This is a genomic window from Marinobacter sp. F4216 (assembly GCF_019931195.1).
GTDB classification, from domain to species: Bacteria; Pseudomonadota; Gammaproteobacteria; order Pseudomonadales; family Oleiphilaceae; genus Marinobacter; species Marinobacter suaedae.
In genome coordinates this window covers 391,761-407,118 of the sequence record NZ_JAIOUO010000002.1, presented here as the reverse complement: position 1 = coordinate 407,118, position 15,358 = coordinate 391,761, and the positions used below count along the sequence as shown (strand labels likewise).

General features: G+C 56.0%; 10 protein-coding genes. All 10 read left to right on the top strand.

The window, feature by feature from the left end:
• Positions 1-67: 67 nt before the first annotated feature.
• Positions 68-808 (top strand): response regulator transcription factor, encoded by a 741-nt coding sequence (locus tag K8I84_RS02395; protein ID WP_223793124.1) that lies wholly within the window; start codon positions 68-70, stop codon positions 806-808.
• Positions 801-2,435: a FecR domain-containing protein gene (locus tag K8I84_RS02390; protein ID WP_223793123.1), complete on the top strand. Its 1,635-nt coding sequence runs from the start codon at positions 801-803 to the stop codon at positions 2,433-2,435. The genes K8I84_RS02395 and K8I84_RS02390 overlap by 8 nt, the downstream gene beginning before the upstream one ends.
• A 30-nt stretch (positions 2,436-2,465) precedes the next feature.
• Positions 2,466-5,033, top strand: coding sequence for a CHASE2 domain-containing protein (locus K8I84_RS02385; protein WP_223793122.1), 2,568 nt, complete (start codon positions 2,466-2,468; stop codon positions 5,031-5,033).
• A 328-nt stretch (positions 5,034-5,361) separates the two neighbouring features.
• Positions 5,362-7,692, top strand: coding sequence for an aminotransferase class III-fold pyridoxal phosphate-dependent enzyme (locus K8I84_RS02380; RefSeq protein ID WP_223793121.1), 2,331 nt, complete (start codon positions 5,362-5,364; stop codon positions 7,690-7,692).
• Between the two features lie 2 nt (positions 7,693-7,694).
• Complete coding sequence (locus K8I84_RS02375; RefSeq protein ID WP_223793120.1) at positions 7,695-8,960, top strand: carcinine hydrolase/isopenicillin-N N-acyltransferase family protein; 1,266 nt, start codon at positions 7,695-7,697, stop codon at positions 8,958-8,960.
• A 251-nt stretch (positions 8,961-9,211) separates the two neighbouring features.
• Entirely contained in the window at positions 9,212-9,970 is a 759-nt protein-coding gene (locus K8I84_RS02370) for a hypothetical protein (protein ID WP_223793119.1), read from the top strand.
• A gap of 277 nt (positions 9,971-10,247) precedes the next feature.
• A complete protein-coding gene (locus tag K8I84_RS02365; RefSeq protein WP_223793118.1) occupies positions 10,248-12,872 on the top strand; it encodes a hypothetical protein in 2,625 nt (874 codons plus the stop codon).
• A 141-nt stretch (positions 12,873-13,013) separates the two neighbouring features.
• Positions 13,014-13,313, top strand: coding sequence for a hypothetical protein (locus tag K8I84_RS02360; protein ID WP_223793117.1), 300 nt, complete (start codon positions 13,014-13,016; stop codon positions 13,311-13,313).
• On the top strand, positions 13,313-14,014 hold the full coding sequence (locus tag K8I84_RS02355; RefSeq protein ID WP_223793116.1) for an SDR family NAD(P)-dependent oxidoreductase: 702 nt from the start codon (positions 13,313-13,315) through the stop codon (positions 14,012-14,014). The genes K8I84_RS02360 and K8I84_RS02355 overlap by 1 nt, the downstream gene beginning before the upstream one ends.
• Entirely contained in the window at positions 14,011-15,357 is a 1,347-nt protein-coding gene (locus K8I84_RS02350) for an ANL family adenylate-forming protein (RefSeq protein ID WP_223793115.1), read from the top strand. Before K8I84_RS02355 ends, K8I84_RS02350 begins: the two co-directional genes overlap by 4 nt.
• Position 15,358: the final 1 nt, after the last annotated feature.

Genomic DNA, 15,358 nt, shown 5'->3' with positions numbered 1-15,358 from the left:
CAGTAGTTCGCTTATTACTTAGGTTTTCGGAATGATCGTACCCGCCACCACACCACGGAGCCGCTACATGCGTATCGCACTGCTCGAAGATGAACACGAACAAGCGCAGCGCGTTCAAATGGTTCTTGGTGAGCGCGGGCATCATTGCGATAGTTTCCCCACCGGTCAGGCGTTTTTGAGCGCCGTACTTCACCGCAGCTACGACCTGCTGATTCTGGACTGGCAGATACCGGACATGACCGGTATCGACGTACTGGAAAACGTTCGTGGCCAATTGAACTGGTCCATTCCGGTGGTCTTCCTGACCCAGCGGGACAGCGAGCAGGACATCGTCCGGGCCCTGGACGCCGGGGCCGACGATTTTCTGGCCAAGCCCGCCCGAGCCGCGGAACTGGTTGCGCGGATTAACGCGCTGGCTCGGCGAAGCAACCCGGATGCCGACAAAGAAGTGCTCTATTACGGCCCGTTTGAAGTGAACACCCAGCAGCGCACCATTGCTCTGCACGGTGAAGAACTGACCCTGACCGACAAAGACTTCGACCTGACCCTTTTCCTGTTCCAGAATCAGGGCCGCCTGCTGACCCGGGAAATGCTCCTTGAGCGTGTATGGGGATTGACCCGAGACATCAATACCCGCACGGTGGACACACACATGAGCCGTCTGCGCCGGCGACTGGGACTCAATCCGGAAAACGGATTCCGAATCAAAACCATCTACCAGCGCGGCTACCGGCTCGAAGCGATCAATCCGGCAGACGCGGAGGTCATAGAAGAACCCCTCAACCCGAGTCAGGCCGCCAATGGCTAACAACGGCGTGACTCAGTTTCTGCTTACCCTCGGCGCCCCGCTACTGTTGATGACAGCCCTGGGGACACAGGCGGAATTGTCGGTCACACAAGGTTCCGAACAACAGGGAACAAGCCAGCCCGCGACATCCTCCGACTGGATGTACACCCTTCGCTCAGGCGACTCGCTGTCACAGGTTGCCAGCGAACTTCTGACTCCGAACATCAGCGTGGCCCGACTGAGGGAGTACAACAAGCTCTCTGAGGGTATGGTCCTGGCGGAGGGAGACCGGGTACGCATTCCTCTGTCCTGGCTAAAGTGGCAGCCAGAACCCGCCCGGATCGCCAGCGTGTCAGGCGTGGTTCAGATCATCTCGGGTTCAGACGGGCGCAAACAGACTTTAACCCGAGACACCCTCATCCGGGTTGGCGATGAAATATTGTCCGGCTCTGGCAGTGCAACGGTTCGATTGGCAGACGGTTCTGAAATCCGCATCTCGCCGGATTCACGTCTGACGTTCAACCGCCTGACCCAGTTCGGCAAATCCGGCATGGCGGACACGCGGCTGCGACTGGACCACGGGGAAATCCATACCCGGGTTAAGCCCGTCCTGGATGGCGGGGCTCGTTTTGAAATCGAAACACCCTCCGCCGTCGCGGCAGTACGAGGCACGGTCTTCGCTATCCAGACCTCAGGCCAGAAAACCAGCCTGCAGGTATCCCACGGCGCGGTAGATTTTGGCCAGCCGGGCAAAACACAGCGTATTCCCGCAGGCTACGGGGCGACAGTCTCCGCCAGCACCACATCGGGCATGAGTATTCGTCGCCTGCCCCCGGCCCCTGAAACTCGCCCACTGCCCTCCAGACTGACCCGGTTGCCCGCCACTCTGGAGTGGAGCAACAGCCAGGCACCCGCATACCGGCTGGATATCTTCGCAGCCGATGATGGCCGCTGGGTGGAAAGCCGAGAGATTCGGGGAAATCATCACGAGCTCAGTATGCTGGATAATGGCCAGTACGAGATCCACCTGGCCTCCGTCGGACACGATGGTGTCGCCGGCATGCCCGCCGTCACCCCGTTTGAAGTTGACCTTCAGGCTCAGGAAGCGAATCTGGTGACTCCGAACGATGGGGCTGCCGCGAACGATGACATGCCAGAATTCGAGTGGTCGCTGAACGGTCATAACGAGGTTGCCCGGATAGAAATTGCCGCAGACCAAAGCTTCAACCACCTCATCGCCACCAGCGAATGGGCACCGGAAACCTCGGCACTGCCGTCGCGACCGCTCAATCCGGGCCAATACTACTGGCGAGTCGTTACCGAAGCCGGCGGCAACTCCGTTGCCGTCAGCAAGCCCAGAAGCCTGACCGTCAAGGGCAGCCTGCCGCCGGCGCGGGTCATCAGCGTCAACTATCTGGACAGCCAGGTTCGGGTGTTCTGGGAACAGGTCGCAACCGCCAAGGAGTACCTGTTGCAGCTTTCCGAAGAGCCGGACTTCGACAACGTTATTAAAGAGACCACACTGGCAGATACCTCTGCAGCCTTGCGTCTCATTCCCGGTAGACGGTACTTTGTGCGGCTAAAAGCTCTCTCTGAGGGCCCCTTCTCTAGCCGCTGGGGACCAGGCAGGGAGCTGTACCTGGAATAACCCCACTCAAAGGATACAACCGCACAGCGCATGAACCGGGACTGGCTGCCAATAAAAACAACACCATGGACACTGGCCCTTATTCTGCTGGTGTCCGCGGTGCTATTGCAGCTTACCAGCCTGCCCAAACATCTGGATTACTGGCTGTACGACCGTACCATCACCACCTTTCCCAGCAAGCCGGCTGCCGACGTCGCCATTGTCGCCATTGATGAGCAAAGCCTTGATCGACTTGGCCGATGGCCCTGGCCGCGCGACACCCATGCCGAACTGATCCGTAAGCTTAAAGAAGCCGGCGCAAAAACCATCGTTTTCGATATCCTGTTTTCCGAGCCTTCCCCCCATGACACCGCACTGGCGAATGCCATGTCCGACCACGGCGACGTCGTTCTGCCAGTGTATCTGGCGCCTTCTGCCACCAATCAGCTGTTGAATGAGCAACTGCCGGTCACCCGGCTTATGAAAAATGCCTCGGACCTCGGGCACGCCCATGTGGAACTGGATAGCGATGGTGTAGCCCGCGGGCTTTATCTGTACAACGGATTGGGCCGCCAGCTCTGGCCAAGCCTGAGCCTCGCCCCACTTGCTGAGGCTGCCAGTCGACCCGACCACAGCCAGACCCCTGCCTATGTCAACCTACGTGACGAATTCCGGGCAGTGCCTCTGGCCGGAGGGGCCGGAACCATACCCACCTACTCGTACGATCATGTACTGCGGCAGAGCACCCCTGAAAGAGCTTTTCGGGATAAGACCGTCTTTATTGGCGCAACCGCCGCCGGCTTTGGCGATATCCTTCCTACGCCTTTTTCCGGCCTGAGCCACCCCATGCCCGGAGTCGAATTCCATGCCAACACCTTTTCGGCGCTCACCCAGGACCAACTCATTGAACCGGCACCCCGGTGGGTATCAACGACCATCACCCTACTAATGGTTGCCTGTCTGGCGCTGAGTCTTCCCAGAATGCGCCCTTCGCACACTCTGTTTACCTGCTTGCTCAGTACCGCAAGCCTGTTACTGGTGTTTGTCGCAGCACTGATTGTCTTCCGGATTTGGATACCTATCATCGACGCCGCTTTGCTTGCTCTGCTGGCCCTGCCGATTTCCAGCGGCCTCAGACTTTCCCAGACCAACCGCTTTCTGAACAGACAACTGGATCACCTGGCCCAGAATCCATACGTTACCGTACCGAGTCATGGTTCCCGTCATCCGCGCCTGCTCCTGGAACACGTGCGCGAACTGTTTGAGCCTGAAGGATGGATTCTGTGTGATGGCCCTTACTGCCTGAGTTCCCGGTTTCTGAGCCCACAGGACGTTCCTTCAGATCTGAAGCCCGGCCAATGGGACCACAGGCTCAACGACAGCTGGCTAAAGCTCCAGCGTGGTGAACACGCGTTTGTACTGGGGTTTCAGCTGCCCAACGACCTCCATGGGCAGGCCATTCAGCACTATCTCAATCGGCTCCGCCTGGACAACCCGGACTCTTTCCTCCATTCCCGCAGCCCCAAGGAGAACGTCTCTGCCCGAATCCAGAGATTGCGGACCGCCACGGAACGGCTGAGCCAGATGCAGCAATTTATCCGACGCAGCTTCGAGCACATGCCCGATGGCATCATTGTTACCGACGAGCTCGGAGTGATTCGTTTCGCCAACCAACACATCGAGCAGTGGTTCGGCGAACCCATGCCCAGCCTGAACGGGCTGCCGCTTTCCCGGCTACTGGAGGGGCACGATCCCAGAGAGGCCCCGCGCTGGAGCGAAATCATTTCCGAAACGCTGACACTTCAACAAAGCCGTACCACGGACCTGCAAATCCGGGACAAGGACTTTCTGATTCACATTGCGCCATTTTCTCTGCCCGGCGGTGAACAGTACGGGATTATCGCCAACATTTCGGACATATCGGAGCTCCGTGAGCAACAGCGTCAGCACCGGGAGGCGGTGGATTTCATCTCCCACGATGTGCGCTCTCCGCTGGTTTCCCAACTGGCACTCATAGAACAACTCAAGCGCGATCCGGCAAACATCTCGTCCGGTCAGCTCGATCAGCTCGGCAGGCTCGCTCGACGCAGTTACAACCTGGCGGAGGAATTCGTGCAACTGGCCCGCGCCGAGCAATTGACCGAGACTCGTTTTTACGAATGCGAGCTTCTGGCGATTGCCGAGAACGCCCGGGACAGCGTCAGCGAGCAGGCCATCGAGAAAGGAATAGATCTGCAGTTACAGGGCACCGAGGACCTCTGGCTGAAAGGCAATCCGGAATTGCTGGAACGTGCTGTGATCAACCTGCTGACCAATGCCGTGCAATACAGCCCAGTTGGCTCAGTCGTCGACATACAGGTGTATCAGGCCGGGCATCAGGCCATTCTGGCCGTCAGTGATGAAGGCAGCGGCATTGATCCTGAGGAACTGCCCCACCTCTTTGACCGCTATCGCCGGCAGCGACGGACCGAAATGGCCGGAGTAAGAGGTACCGGACTCGGGCTTTCCTTTGTACAAACCGTGGTGGACAAACATCGCGGACACATAGCCGTCGCCTCAACCCCCCACCAGGGCTCCACGTTTACTTTGAAGCTCCCCATTCTCGACCCGCTGCCCTGATCAGAACGAGCATCAGGAACCTCGTCAAGGTCAGGACCGAACGTCTTTGCTCACAATGGCAGACGATTCGCTGAACAGTCCGTTCGTGTGCTGCACCTGAATCGTGAAGTACCAGTCTCCGACAGAGCATGCACAGGTCTGTATGCCGGGCAACGGACAGAGCAAAGAAAATGACCAAACAGTGAAATGGACACGCTCAGGAAAGACCCGGGGCAGCTAACATCAAAGTAAAAGGCCCGGCTCGATTCGCACTGACAAGGTGAAAAAGAATCAGTGACGAGGCTATCAATAACAACGACAACAAGATCTCCGGATGGAGTAGCTATCCATGGCCACAAAACAAGCCGTCCTCCAGCAATACCAGAAGATGCTCTTCCCCGGACGCACAACACGGTTACAGGAAGCCGGCATAGACTTTGTGCCAGACTGGCGGGAGGGTTATCGATACCGGGATATGGACGGTCACGAATTGATGGACCTGCACCTGAACGGCGGCACTTTCAACCTCGGGCACCGGCACCCCGAACTGGTCAAAGCGCTTCGCGATGCCAGCGACCGCTACGACATTGGCAATCACCACTTCCCGTCAGAACCAAAGACCAGGCTCGCCAGGGCACTGCTGGACACCATGCCCGACACACTGTCAAACGTGGTGTTTACCCCCTCGGGAAGCGAAGCGAACGACCTGGCCATCAAAGTCGCCCGCCGATGCACCGGACGCCGAAACGTTCTCTGTTTTGCAGCAGGCTACCATGGTCGCTCCGGTCTCTCCGGTGCCGCCGGGGACGACGAGACAGCACGCGCGTTCTTGAGCGATTATCCCGCCGAGTTCATCAAGGTTCCGTTTAACGACCTGGAGGCTATGACGTCGGTTATCGCACGGCGCGACGTGGCCCTCGTTCTGATCGAACCCCTGCCCGCCACCTTTGGCTTCCCTCTGCCAGCCCCGGACTTCTTACCCGCCGTTCAAGCCCTGTGCCGGCAGCACGGAACCCTTCTGGCTCTGGATGAGGTCCAGACTGGTCTTGGACGGTCCGGGAAGCCCTGGGCCTGCCAGCACTGGGACCTTGAGCCGGATATGCTGATTACCGGCAAAGGCCTGTCCGGTGGTTTATATCCCATGGCGGCGGTGGCGATGAACGAGCGCTGTGCCAGCTGGACACAGCAGGATGGCTGGGGCTACGTGTCCACCTTCGGCGGCTCGGATCTGGGTTGCATGGTTGCCCTGAAGGCGCTGGAGCTTAGCCTGGCACCCTCCACACTGACCAATGTTCAGCAGCAAGCCGCCTTCCTGCGCGCCGGACTGGACGAACTCAGGCAGCGTTTCCCGGCCCTGCGCAGTATCCGCCAACTCGGGCTGATCATCGGGCTGGAGTTCGACAGCGCTACCACCTGCAAGATCATGGTCAAAGCACTTTATGACCAGGGCGTGTGGGCCATGCTTGCGGGATTTGATCAGCGGGTGCTCCAGTTCAAACCGGGTTTACTGGTCGATAGATCATACTGCTCAGAGGTACTCGTCCGACTCGAGAAAGCGCTGATCTGGCACCTTAATCACGTCAGCGATCTGATCATGGAGAACGTGCCTCTCGCGCCGGCTGTGCGGGGCGAAACAGAATCCCTGGCTCGCCAGGCTGCGGCACACTGGCTGAATGAACCTGTTGAACTGTCGCTGCTGAAACTGCGTGAGAATGCGGTGTACAAGGTGACCGACGCAGCCGGCCAATCCCACGTGCTTCGGGTCCATCGCCCCGGCTACCATTCCCGGGATGCGATCGAGTCTGAACTGGCATGGATGCAGGCCCTGCGCCGGGACGGATTTAAAGTCCCGGAGGTGGTGCCGACCCCGCAGGGCGACGCCGTGATCGAACATAAAGGGCACTGCTTCTCGATGGTCAGCTGGCTGGACGGTGAACTCTTCAACCAGCTCGGCGAGGTGCCAACAGGCGTGATCGCCGAGCTGAAATCCCGATATCATGCGCTGGGATCACTCGCCGGCCGACTGCACAACCAAGGCAGCCGCTGGCAGCCACCTCAGAGGTTCAGGCGACCCGAGTGGGATATTGAGGGATTACTCGGAGACAACCCCAACTGGGGTCGTTTCTGGGATCACCCGATGCTGTCCCGCACCCAGCGCCGCCTGTTACTCAAGGCCCGTAATGTGCTGAGGATACTGCTGCAGCAACTGGGTCAAACCGACGATTGCTACGGACTCATTCACGGAGACTTGCTGCCCGAGAACATTCTGCAGCACGAAGGCGAACTTGCTCTGATCGACTTTGATGACTGCGGCTATGGCTGGTTCATGTTCGAAATGGCGACGTCCCTGTTTCCACTCTCGGCGGAACCCTATTTCGATGAACTGGTGGACGCTTATGTGTCTGGCTACCGGTCAGAGCGGCACTTTTCCGATGAACACCTTGAGATCTTCCCAGCCTTGCTGCTCCTGCGGGGAACGACCTACATCGGCTGGCTGATGGAACGGGGCGCGACGTTCAAGCACCGGGATGAACTGTCCCGGGAAATCATCAACGGCATCTGCGAGGCCATTCCCAAGCTGCTCGATGAGCTAAACAATGCCCAGCGGTTCGGAATCGCCCTCCTGACCCGCTGGCAGGAGCTTCGACTTCCCAAGCCCACCGGGCCTGCGGTGTCCTGATCATGTGCGACACTCTCGTTTATCGAACAGCCCACTGGACGATGTTCGCCAAGAACAGCGACCGTGAACCCGGAGAAATCCAGCACACCAGTTTTATCCCCGCGGTATCCGGCGACACAGCAAAAACACTGCGCACCACGTATCTGGACATCCCACAGGTTCCCAACCGAAACGCCCTGGTGCTGTCCCGCCCGTTCTGGATGTGGGGTGCTGAAATGGGCGTGAACGACAAAGGGCTGGTGATTGGTAACGAGGCTGTGTTTTCCCGGCAGGTAGCCAAGTCCGGAGCCGCTCTGCTTGGCATGGACTTACTGAGGCTGGCGCTGGAGCGCTGCGACCGTGCCTCAGACGCCATTCAGTGCATCGGAGAGTTGCTTGCCGTCCATGGTCAGGGAGGCCCCACCGGCTACCGGGACAAAAGCTTTCGTTACGACAGCAGCTTTATCCTCGCCGACCCGAGCGAAAGCTGGATTATGGAAACCGCCGGCAAAGACTGGGTAGCGCGCAAACTCGAACAGGCAGGCGCGATTTCCAACGCCTACAGCCTCCATGGCGACTACACATGGGTGAGTGACACCCTCAGCGGGGCATCGGAAAACGAGCTGTTCGATTTCGCCAGCCGATTTGACACCCGCTTTATGCGCACCTTGGGGTGCGCTGCAACGCGCCGAGCCCAGGGCCTGTCCACCCTTGACCAATTGCACGCATCCTCCACGGATGAAGCCGTGTCCGTGGTGATGACCCACTTGCGCAGTCATCATAGCCCTGACAGGGGGATTGCCCGGGGGAGCAACCGGGACATCTGCATGCACGCAGCGTCCATCCTGCGACCGAGCCAGACCTGTGGCTCCATGATCGTCTGCCTGGAAAAAAACCGGAAACCACAACTCTGGCTCACCGGCACCTCGGCACCCTGTCTTTCTTTGTTCCAGGCATTGGACTTCCCTGACTCCGAAACTGAGCTTGCCCCAGTGTTCTATCAGGAAGATCAGGCACAACAGAGCCATTGGCTGCGCTTCGAAGCCGTCCATCGACGCGCCTTGCTGTGCGATGATTTCCAACGGGAACTCCTGGCTGACCGTGACGAGGTTCAAGCGCGGATTCTGCAACTGGCAAATGAGGGGGACATTCGGTCAGGGCAGGCTCTGGCCGAGCGCTGGCATACTCGCTGGCAAGATAAGGCAAGGGGTAACCCCATACGTTACTCGCGATTGAACCCTTACCATCGGTACTGGAAGGCAAGGAACCAGGAAGATGGCATCGGCTAGTTAGGCGTTTCTACCTGCCACTCTCGTGATCTTTCTTAACCGCCTCAACATCTTCCACGCCCGGGGGCAGCCAGCCCAGGTCGGTACGGGTGCCTCCCCTGCTCCTCATTGTTCAGCCTCCCCAGTTTCACTTTGGCACTCTTGCGATCATGAACTAGTTTCTTGATGAGGCCGACGCGTCTGATGATCAACTTGCGTACAGCATGTGACCCGGTTTCGTTCGTCGGCGAAGCAAGATCGGGAGAATGGAAATGAATGCAGGTTTCAAGCGGCTTGTTACGTTCTGCACCCTGGGCACGCCTGTTCTGCTAGCAGGCCTGGGCACACCTGTAGCAGCGCAGGGCAACCCGGACTTCAACTGGTCTGTCACACCCTACCTGTGGGCGACTGATACCACGGTGGACCTGAGCTTCCGGGATACGAACATCGGCTCCGGAAACGTCAGCTTCGGAGACCTGGTGGACGCCCTTGACGCCGCCTTCATGATTCATGCGGAAGGCGGCGACGGCCATTGGAGCGGCTTTGTAGACCTGACGTATCTGGACACCTCGAAAACGAATACCCGGCAAGCCTTGACCATCGATTCCGAAAGCGAGCAGATTTTCCTGGACGTTGCCGCTGCCTGGTGGCCCCGGGGCTTCGGCGACAACCTCAACCTTTACGGAGGTGCGCGGTATACAAGCTTCAGCGATTCATTTCGCTTCCGCGCTGGGGAACAGGTGCTCGGAGAACAAAATCAGGATTCGGACTACGCCGATTTTCTTGTCGGCGTTCGTTACCGGTTCGATCTGTCGCAACGCTGGACGTTACTGACCCAGGCCGATACCAGTTTCGGGGAATCCGAAGGCACCTGGCTCGCCCGAGCCAATATCGGCTATTCAGTCGGCAAGCGCCGACAGAATCGTATTCTGTTTGGTTATCAGTTCAAGCAAGCCGAGTTCGAAGACGACGACCTGACAACTGACTTCACGTACAAAGGTGCCATGGCAGGATTCAACTTTCGTTTCTGAACTTCGCGCCGGGCATTTGGGTTGCAGAGCCGAACCGGACTACCTTGGAAGCTCGCGGGCCAGACCTCGTGCGGTTCACTTCACTTCCTCCTTACATCCAAAAGTTTAATCATCCCCTTGTTCAATTCATGCGTAACTACAAGAACTTCCACCTGCGGATATCAACGGACGTTGGCAGATACCGCTCGGCTGAGGCGCCAGGCTGGGAACAAGAGCGGGCAAATTGGCCCGAAATGTGCCCTCATTCCGAACATACGACAATGGCGAGAGGTACAATTTGTCCACATTGCAGCAAATCCGGTATGTCTGCCCTCTGATGAAAAACATTTGCGCCAGCGTTGTTACCCTCACTGCTGTTCCATGCGAACTGCCATCGTTAGCGAGATTTGGTTTGCCATGCCCGCGTTCCCGCGTATTCGATCCCTCTTCCGTGCATTTGATCAGGAATGGTGAGCCGCTGGAGTGCAGCATCACCCCCCTCTCGACCTGGCCAGACGGCTCCCTGCGCTGGATGCTTTGTGAAGCGATCGTAAATCAGACCGGTACGATTGATCTCTGCGTTTCCGATCAGCAAGGCCCACAAGCTCCAAAAGGCGAACCATCACCCATAGAGCTTGTTAACGCGGGCCGCTCGCCCACGAATGATGGTGAATCCTTGTCGTGGCAGCTGTTTGACCGCCTGTTGATGCACTTTGGCATTGATGCCGATGGCAGCACTACCGACGGTCAGTGGCTAGTAACGAACACCGAGCGTGATTCAGATAGCCGCTCGCTGTGGCAAACGACCCGGTTCGAGTGCGTGTTCCAGACGGTGACGGATAAAGAAGGTTCCTCTCAGCCACTGAACGTTACGTTGATACTTGGTTATTGCCACCGGACCCATGAATTCGAGCTGGAGGTGCGAATACACAACCCGTCTGCGGCAGCCCACCCGGATGGCTGCTGGGATCTGGGGGACGCGGGCAGTCGTTTTGTCGATCTTTTCCGCCTGAGCCTTGCACCAGCAGAACCAGAGGATACCGACGTTCAGCTTCTGTGCACGGATATCGGCTCAGCGCAGGAAGGTAGCATCGATCAGCCTCTCCACTACCCTGCCGCAGATGGAGAGTTACAACTGCATCAGATGGGCAGCGGAGGAGCAAACTGGCAAAGCCCCATCCATTGGGACGAGAACAAGCATTCAACCGTCAAAGCCAATGGTTTTACGGTGACTCGAGATGGGCTCGAGCTGGCTCAAGGCAGCAGATCCCAGCCGGTTATTCGGCTGGAATTGAACGACCAGATCATTTTGCTTGAACCGAAGGATTTCTGGCAGAACTTTCCTGCGCGTATTCGCGCGTCCGAAAGAGGGCTCAGTTTCGATCTGTTCCCCGATAGAACAGAACTATGTGGCGGCGAAAGCAAAACCTGGTCGATAAGGGGCAGAATTTTTCAAAAGGCAGAAGCGCCTCTGGCCACTGATCTTGGTTCGGGAGAACCGGTCGTTACCTATAATCAACGCCACTTAAATGAGTGTCAGGTGTTGCCTCACCTGTGTTTTTCGGATGAAAAAGGTGCGCTGACTGACCTGATCCAGGCTGGCCTGAGTGGGACCAGTAATTTTTATGAAAAGCGCGAGCGTGTGGATGAATACGGCTGGCGTCATTTTGGTGACTTGTGGGCGGACCACGAATGCCACGGTCTGGAACCACAATCGTATTTTATCTCCCATTACAACAATCAGTACGATCCGTTGATGGGGATGACGCTACAGTACCTGCAGCACCAGCAACCCCAATGGCTGGATTTTGTAAAACCGCTGAACCTGCATATTCAGGATATCGACATCTACGATACTGATCAGGACAAAGCGGAATATAACGGCGGCCTGTTCTGGCACACCAATCATTATTTACCGGCTGAAACCTCCGGCCATCGTTCCTACTCGAAATACCATACAGCGGTGTATCAGGACTTTCAGGGTGGAGGCGGTCCCGGTGGGCAACACTGTTACACCACAGGTCTGGCGCTCCAGTACTTTTTATTCGGAGATCACCGAGCAAAACAAAAGGTCATTCAGTTAACCGAATGGATCCGTCAGTTCTACAACGGAAATGGTTCACTGCTGGACCGCACCTTTCGTCTATTTACGATAGATATCAAGAAGAATGTTTTTACGAATATCGGTGTCAAGGCGCCGGGCTACCAGTACCCGCTGGACAGAGGCATCGGCAATTACCTGAACGCCCTGATCGATTGCTATGACGTGACCAATGATCAGCGACTTTTGCGAGAAATGGGCTGGGTGATTCGTCATACCTGCCACCCCGCTGAAGATATCAACCTGAGAAATCTTGATGATACCGAAACCGGTTGGTTTTACACGGTATTCCTTCAGGCAGTGGCACGCTTCCTGTTTCTCAAGGAGTCCTTGGGTGGGATTGATCCGGATTATTGGTATGCACGGCAGTGTTTGCTGCACTACGGACACTGGATGCTGGACAACGAGCATTACTATCTCGACACACCGGAAAAGCTGGAATTCCCGAATGACACATGGTGTGCACAGGATATCCGTAAAGCCAATCTATTCTGTTTTATGTTTTATTTTTCCGAAACAGAGCAACCTCAATTTCTGGCCCGCGCGGATGAGTTTTATTGTTATGTGAAAGAGCATTTGACCGGTTCTGATGAGGCACAGTACACACGGTTGCTCGCATTGATGATGCAAAATGATGGTGTCCAGCAGAAGTTCAAAGACAAACCTCGTTCGCAGGTGGCGTTTCAAACACATGATTTTGGTGCACCACCTGCTTACAGTACTACCCGTATTATGACGAACTATGTTAAAGATATGCTGAGGGCATTGATAAACTTATCGCTCACACGGGAGATTCGGTGGCTCAAGTTAAGGCTTCGATAAACCGGTAGCTAACGAGTACCGGGAAGAGTTGCCCACAACAAGGCTCTAAAACCTTTCAAAAACAAAAACAGGCCGTAAGGAAGTTAGAGATACCGTTTTTACAGGGTGTGTAATGCGGCAGTGGCAACATTGGAGGTAGCGATGCCAGGTGTAGATATCCAACAGATTATTTTTGACGCACTGGAACTCACCAATCATGCAAGGGAAGATCATCGTCAGATCGTGATTTCTGAAAGTACCCTGTTATTTGGTAATGACGGTGTGCTGGACTCTATGGAGCTGGTGGGGTTATTGATCAGCATCGAGGAAGCCCTCCTTGATGAGGGCATTGAAGTGACATTGAGCGATGAACGTGCCATGTCCCAGTCGAAAAGCCCCTTTCGCTCGGTCACCACCTTAACGAATTATATCCAGGATTCGATCAACGAGCCCGCATCCTGATGGGGGCTCGCAGAATACTGGTCACCGGTGCCAGCCGTGGATTAGGGCGCGCTATCACTGAGCATCTGCTGGCAAAGGGCGATGTGGTTTATGGCTGCTCCCGTGGTCAGTCCGATTTAAGCCATGAGAACTATCACCACTTTTCGGTGGATATTGGCTCTGATGAGTCCATTAAGACCTTCTTTTTCGAGTTACGTCGCGCAACCAGATCCCTGGATGCACTGATCAATAATGCAGGCATTGCCAGCATGAATGCCTTCGCGTTAACGCCCCCCGCCACCTATCAGCAAGTCTTCAATATTAATGTCCAGGGCACCTATCTGTGCAGTCAAAAGGCGCTGGGCATGCTCAGAAAATCTGACCATGGTCGAATCATCAACTTTACGACCGTCGCGGTCCCCCTGCAGTTGGAAGGTGAATCCATTTACGCCGCCAGCAAAAGCGCTGTTGAAACACTCACAAAAGTAATTGCCAAGGAGTATGGCAACTTTGGCATCACCTGTAATGCTATTGGCCCCTCTCCCATTGATACTTCACTGATTAAAGGGGTACCCGCCAGCAAGATTCAGGAGCTTGTGCAGCGTCAGGCAATAAAAAAGATGGCGACCCCTGGTGATGTCATTAATGTAATTGATTTCTACTTGCAACCGGGCAGTGATTTCATCACAGGCCAGGTTTTGTATTTAGGTGGCGTATCATGATGATCGATTTTTTCATGGAGTGCTTGCAAGCGTCTCCGGAACACGAAGCAGTGGTGTCTTCTGAGTTTTCGGTGACCTTTGCTGAATTAATCCGCTTGATAAGCACTTATGAAGAATGGCTGGACAACCACCGTATAGCCGAAGGCTCTGTCGTGTCCTTCAGTGGCGACTATTCCCCCGGTGCTATCGCCTTGTTTATGGCATTGGCGAAAAAGCGGTGCATTGTCATCCCGCTGTCGCAAGATTCCCAAAAGCAGTTTTCCGAGTTCCGAGACATCGGTGAGACTGAATACGATGTTGCGGTGAATGACGAAACTCTTGAATTAACGGTCACTGGACGCACAGCCGGCCATCCAATCTATGCCCAGCTTCGAGAGGCCAGACAACCTGGGCTGGTGCTTTTCTCCTCGGGCTCCACCGGTAAAAGCAAAGCGATTGTCCAGAACCTGGAAAAGCTGATGCTCAAGTTCAGGCAGCCTAGAAAAGCCATGCGGATGCTCATCTTTCTGCAACTGGATCATATCGGTGGTGTGAACTCACTGCTGTATTCCCTGGCGAACAAGGGTACGACCATCGTTTCGGACGCCCGCACACCGGATAAGGTCTGCCAGGCCGTGGAGCAGTTCCGTGCAGAAGTTTTGCCCACCTCGCCGACGTTCCTAAATCTCTTGTTGCTGTCCAAAGCCTACGAGCGCTTTGACCTGTCGTCACTAAAGCTTATCACCTACGGCACTGAGCCCATGCAGGAGAGCACACTCGTTAAACTGGGAGAGGTTCTTCCGGGGGCGACGCTGCAGCAAACCTACGGCTTATCCGAGGTCGGCATTCTTCGTTCCAAATCCCGATCATCGAATTCAATCTGGATGAAAGTCGGTGGCGACGAGTTCAAAACAAAAATTGTCAACGGAACGCTCCGGATTAAGGCGGAATCCGGAATGCTGGGCTACCTCAATGCACCCAGCCCTTTTGATGGAGATGGCTACCTCGATACCGGTGATCTTGTGGAACAGGACGGTGAATGGATCCGCATACTGGGCCGCGCCAGTGAAATCATCAACGTGGGAGGTTTAAAAGTCTTTCCGGCTGAGGTGGAGAGCGTCTTACTCGATATTCCCGGAGTGAACGATGTCGTAGTCTACGGAATCGATCACCCAATTACCGGCAAAGTGGTTTGTGCGAAGTTAGAGCTTGCCGAAGAGATAGCGCTCCGGGAACTCAAGAAGCGTGTGTTCCAGCACTGCAAAGACAAGCTGGCGCCCTACAAGGTGCCCGGGAAGATCATCATCACCGACGAGCCCACCTTCAATCAGCGTTTTAAACGAATGAGAAGAGAGAAGGTTTGAT

Coding starts and splice junctions, on each gene's coding strand:
- K8I84_RS02380 (WP_223793121.1), top strand. CDS start 5,362: ATGGCCACAAAACAAGCCGTCCTCCAGCAATACCAGAAGATGCTCTTC.
- K8I84_RS02370 (WP_223793119.1), top strand. CDS start 9,212: ATGAATGCAGGTTTCAAGCGGCTTGTTACGTTCTGCACCCTGGGCACG.
- K8I84_RS02360 (WP_223793117.1), top strand. CDS start 13,014: ATGCCAGGTGTAGATATCCAACAGATTATTTTTGACGCACTGGAACTC.
- K8I84_RS02395 (WP_223793124.1), top strand. CDS start 68: ATGCGTATCGCACTGCTCGAAGATGAACACGAACAAGCGCAGCGCGTT.
- K8I84_RS02355 (WP_223793116.1), top strand. CDS start 13,313: ATGGGGGCTCGCAGAATACTGGTCACCGGTGCCAGCCGTGGATTAGGG.
- K8I84_RS02390 (WP_223793123.1), top strand. CDS start 801: ATGGCTAACAACGGCGTGACTCAGTTTCTGCTTACCCTCGGCGCCCCG.
- K8I84_RS02375 (WP_223793120.1), top strand. CDS start 7,695: ATGTGCGACACTCTCGTTTATCGAACAGCCCACTGGACGATGTTCGCC.
- K8I84_RS02385 (WP_223793122.1), top strand. CDS start 2,466: ATGAACCGGGACTGGCTGCCAATAAAAACAACACCATGGACACTGGCC.
- K8I84_RS02350 (WP_223793115.1), top strand. CDS start 14,011: ATGATGATCGATTTTTTCATGGAGTGCTTGCAAGCGTCTCCGGAACAC.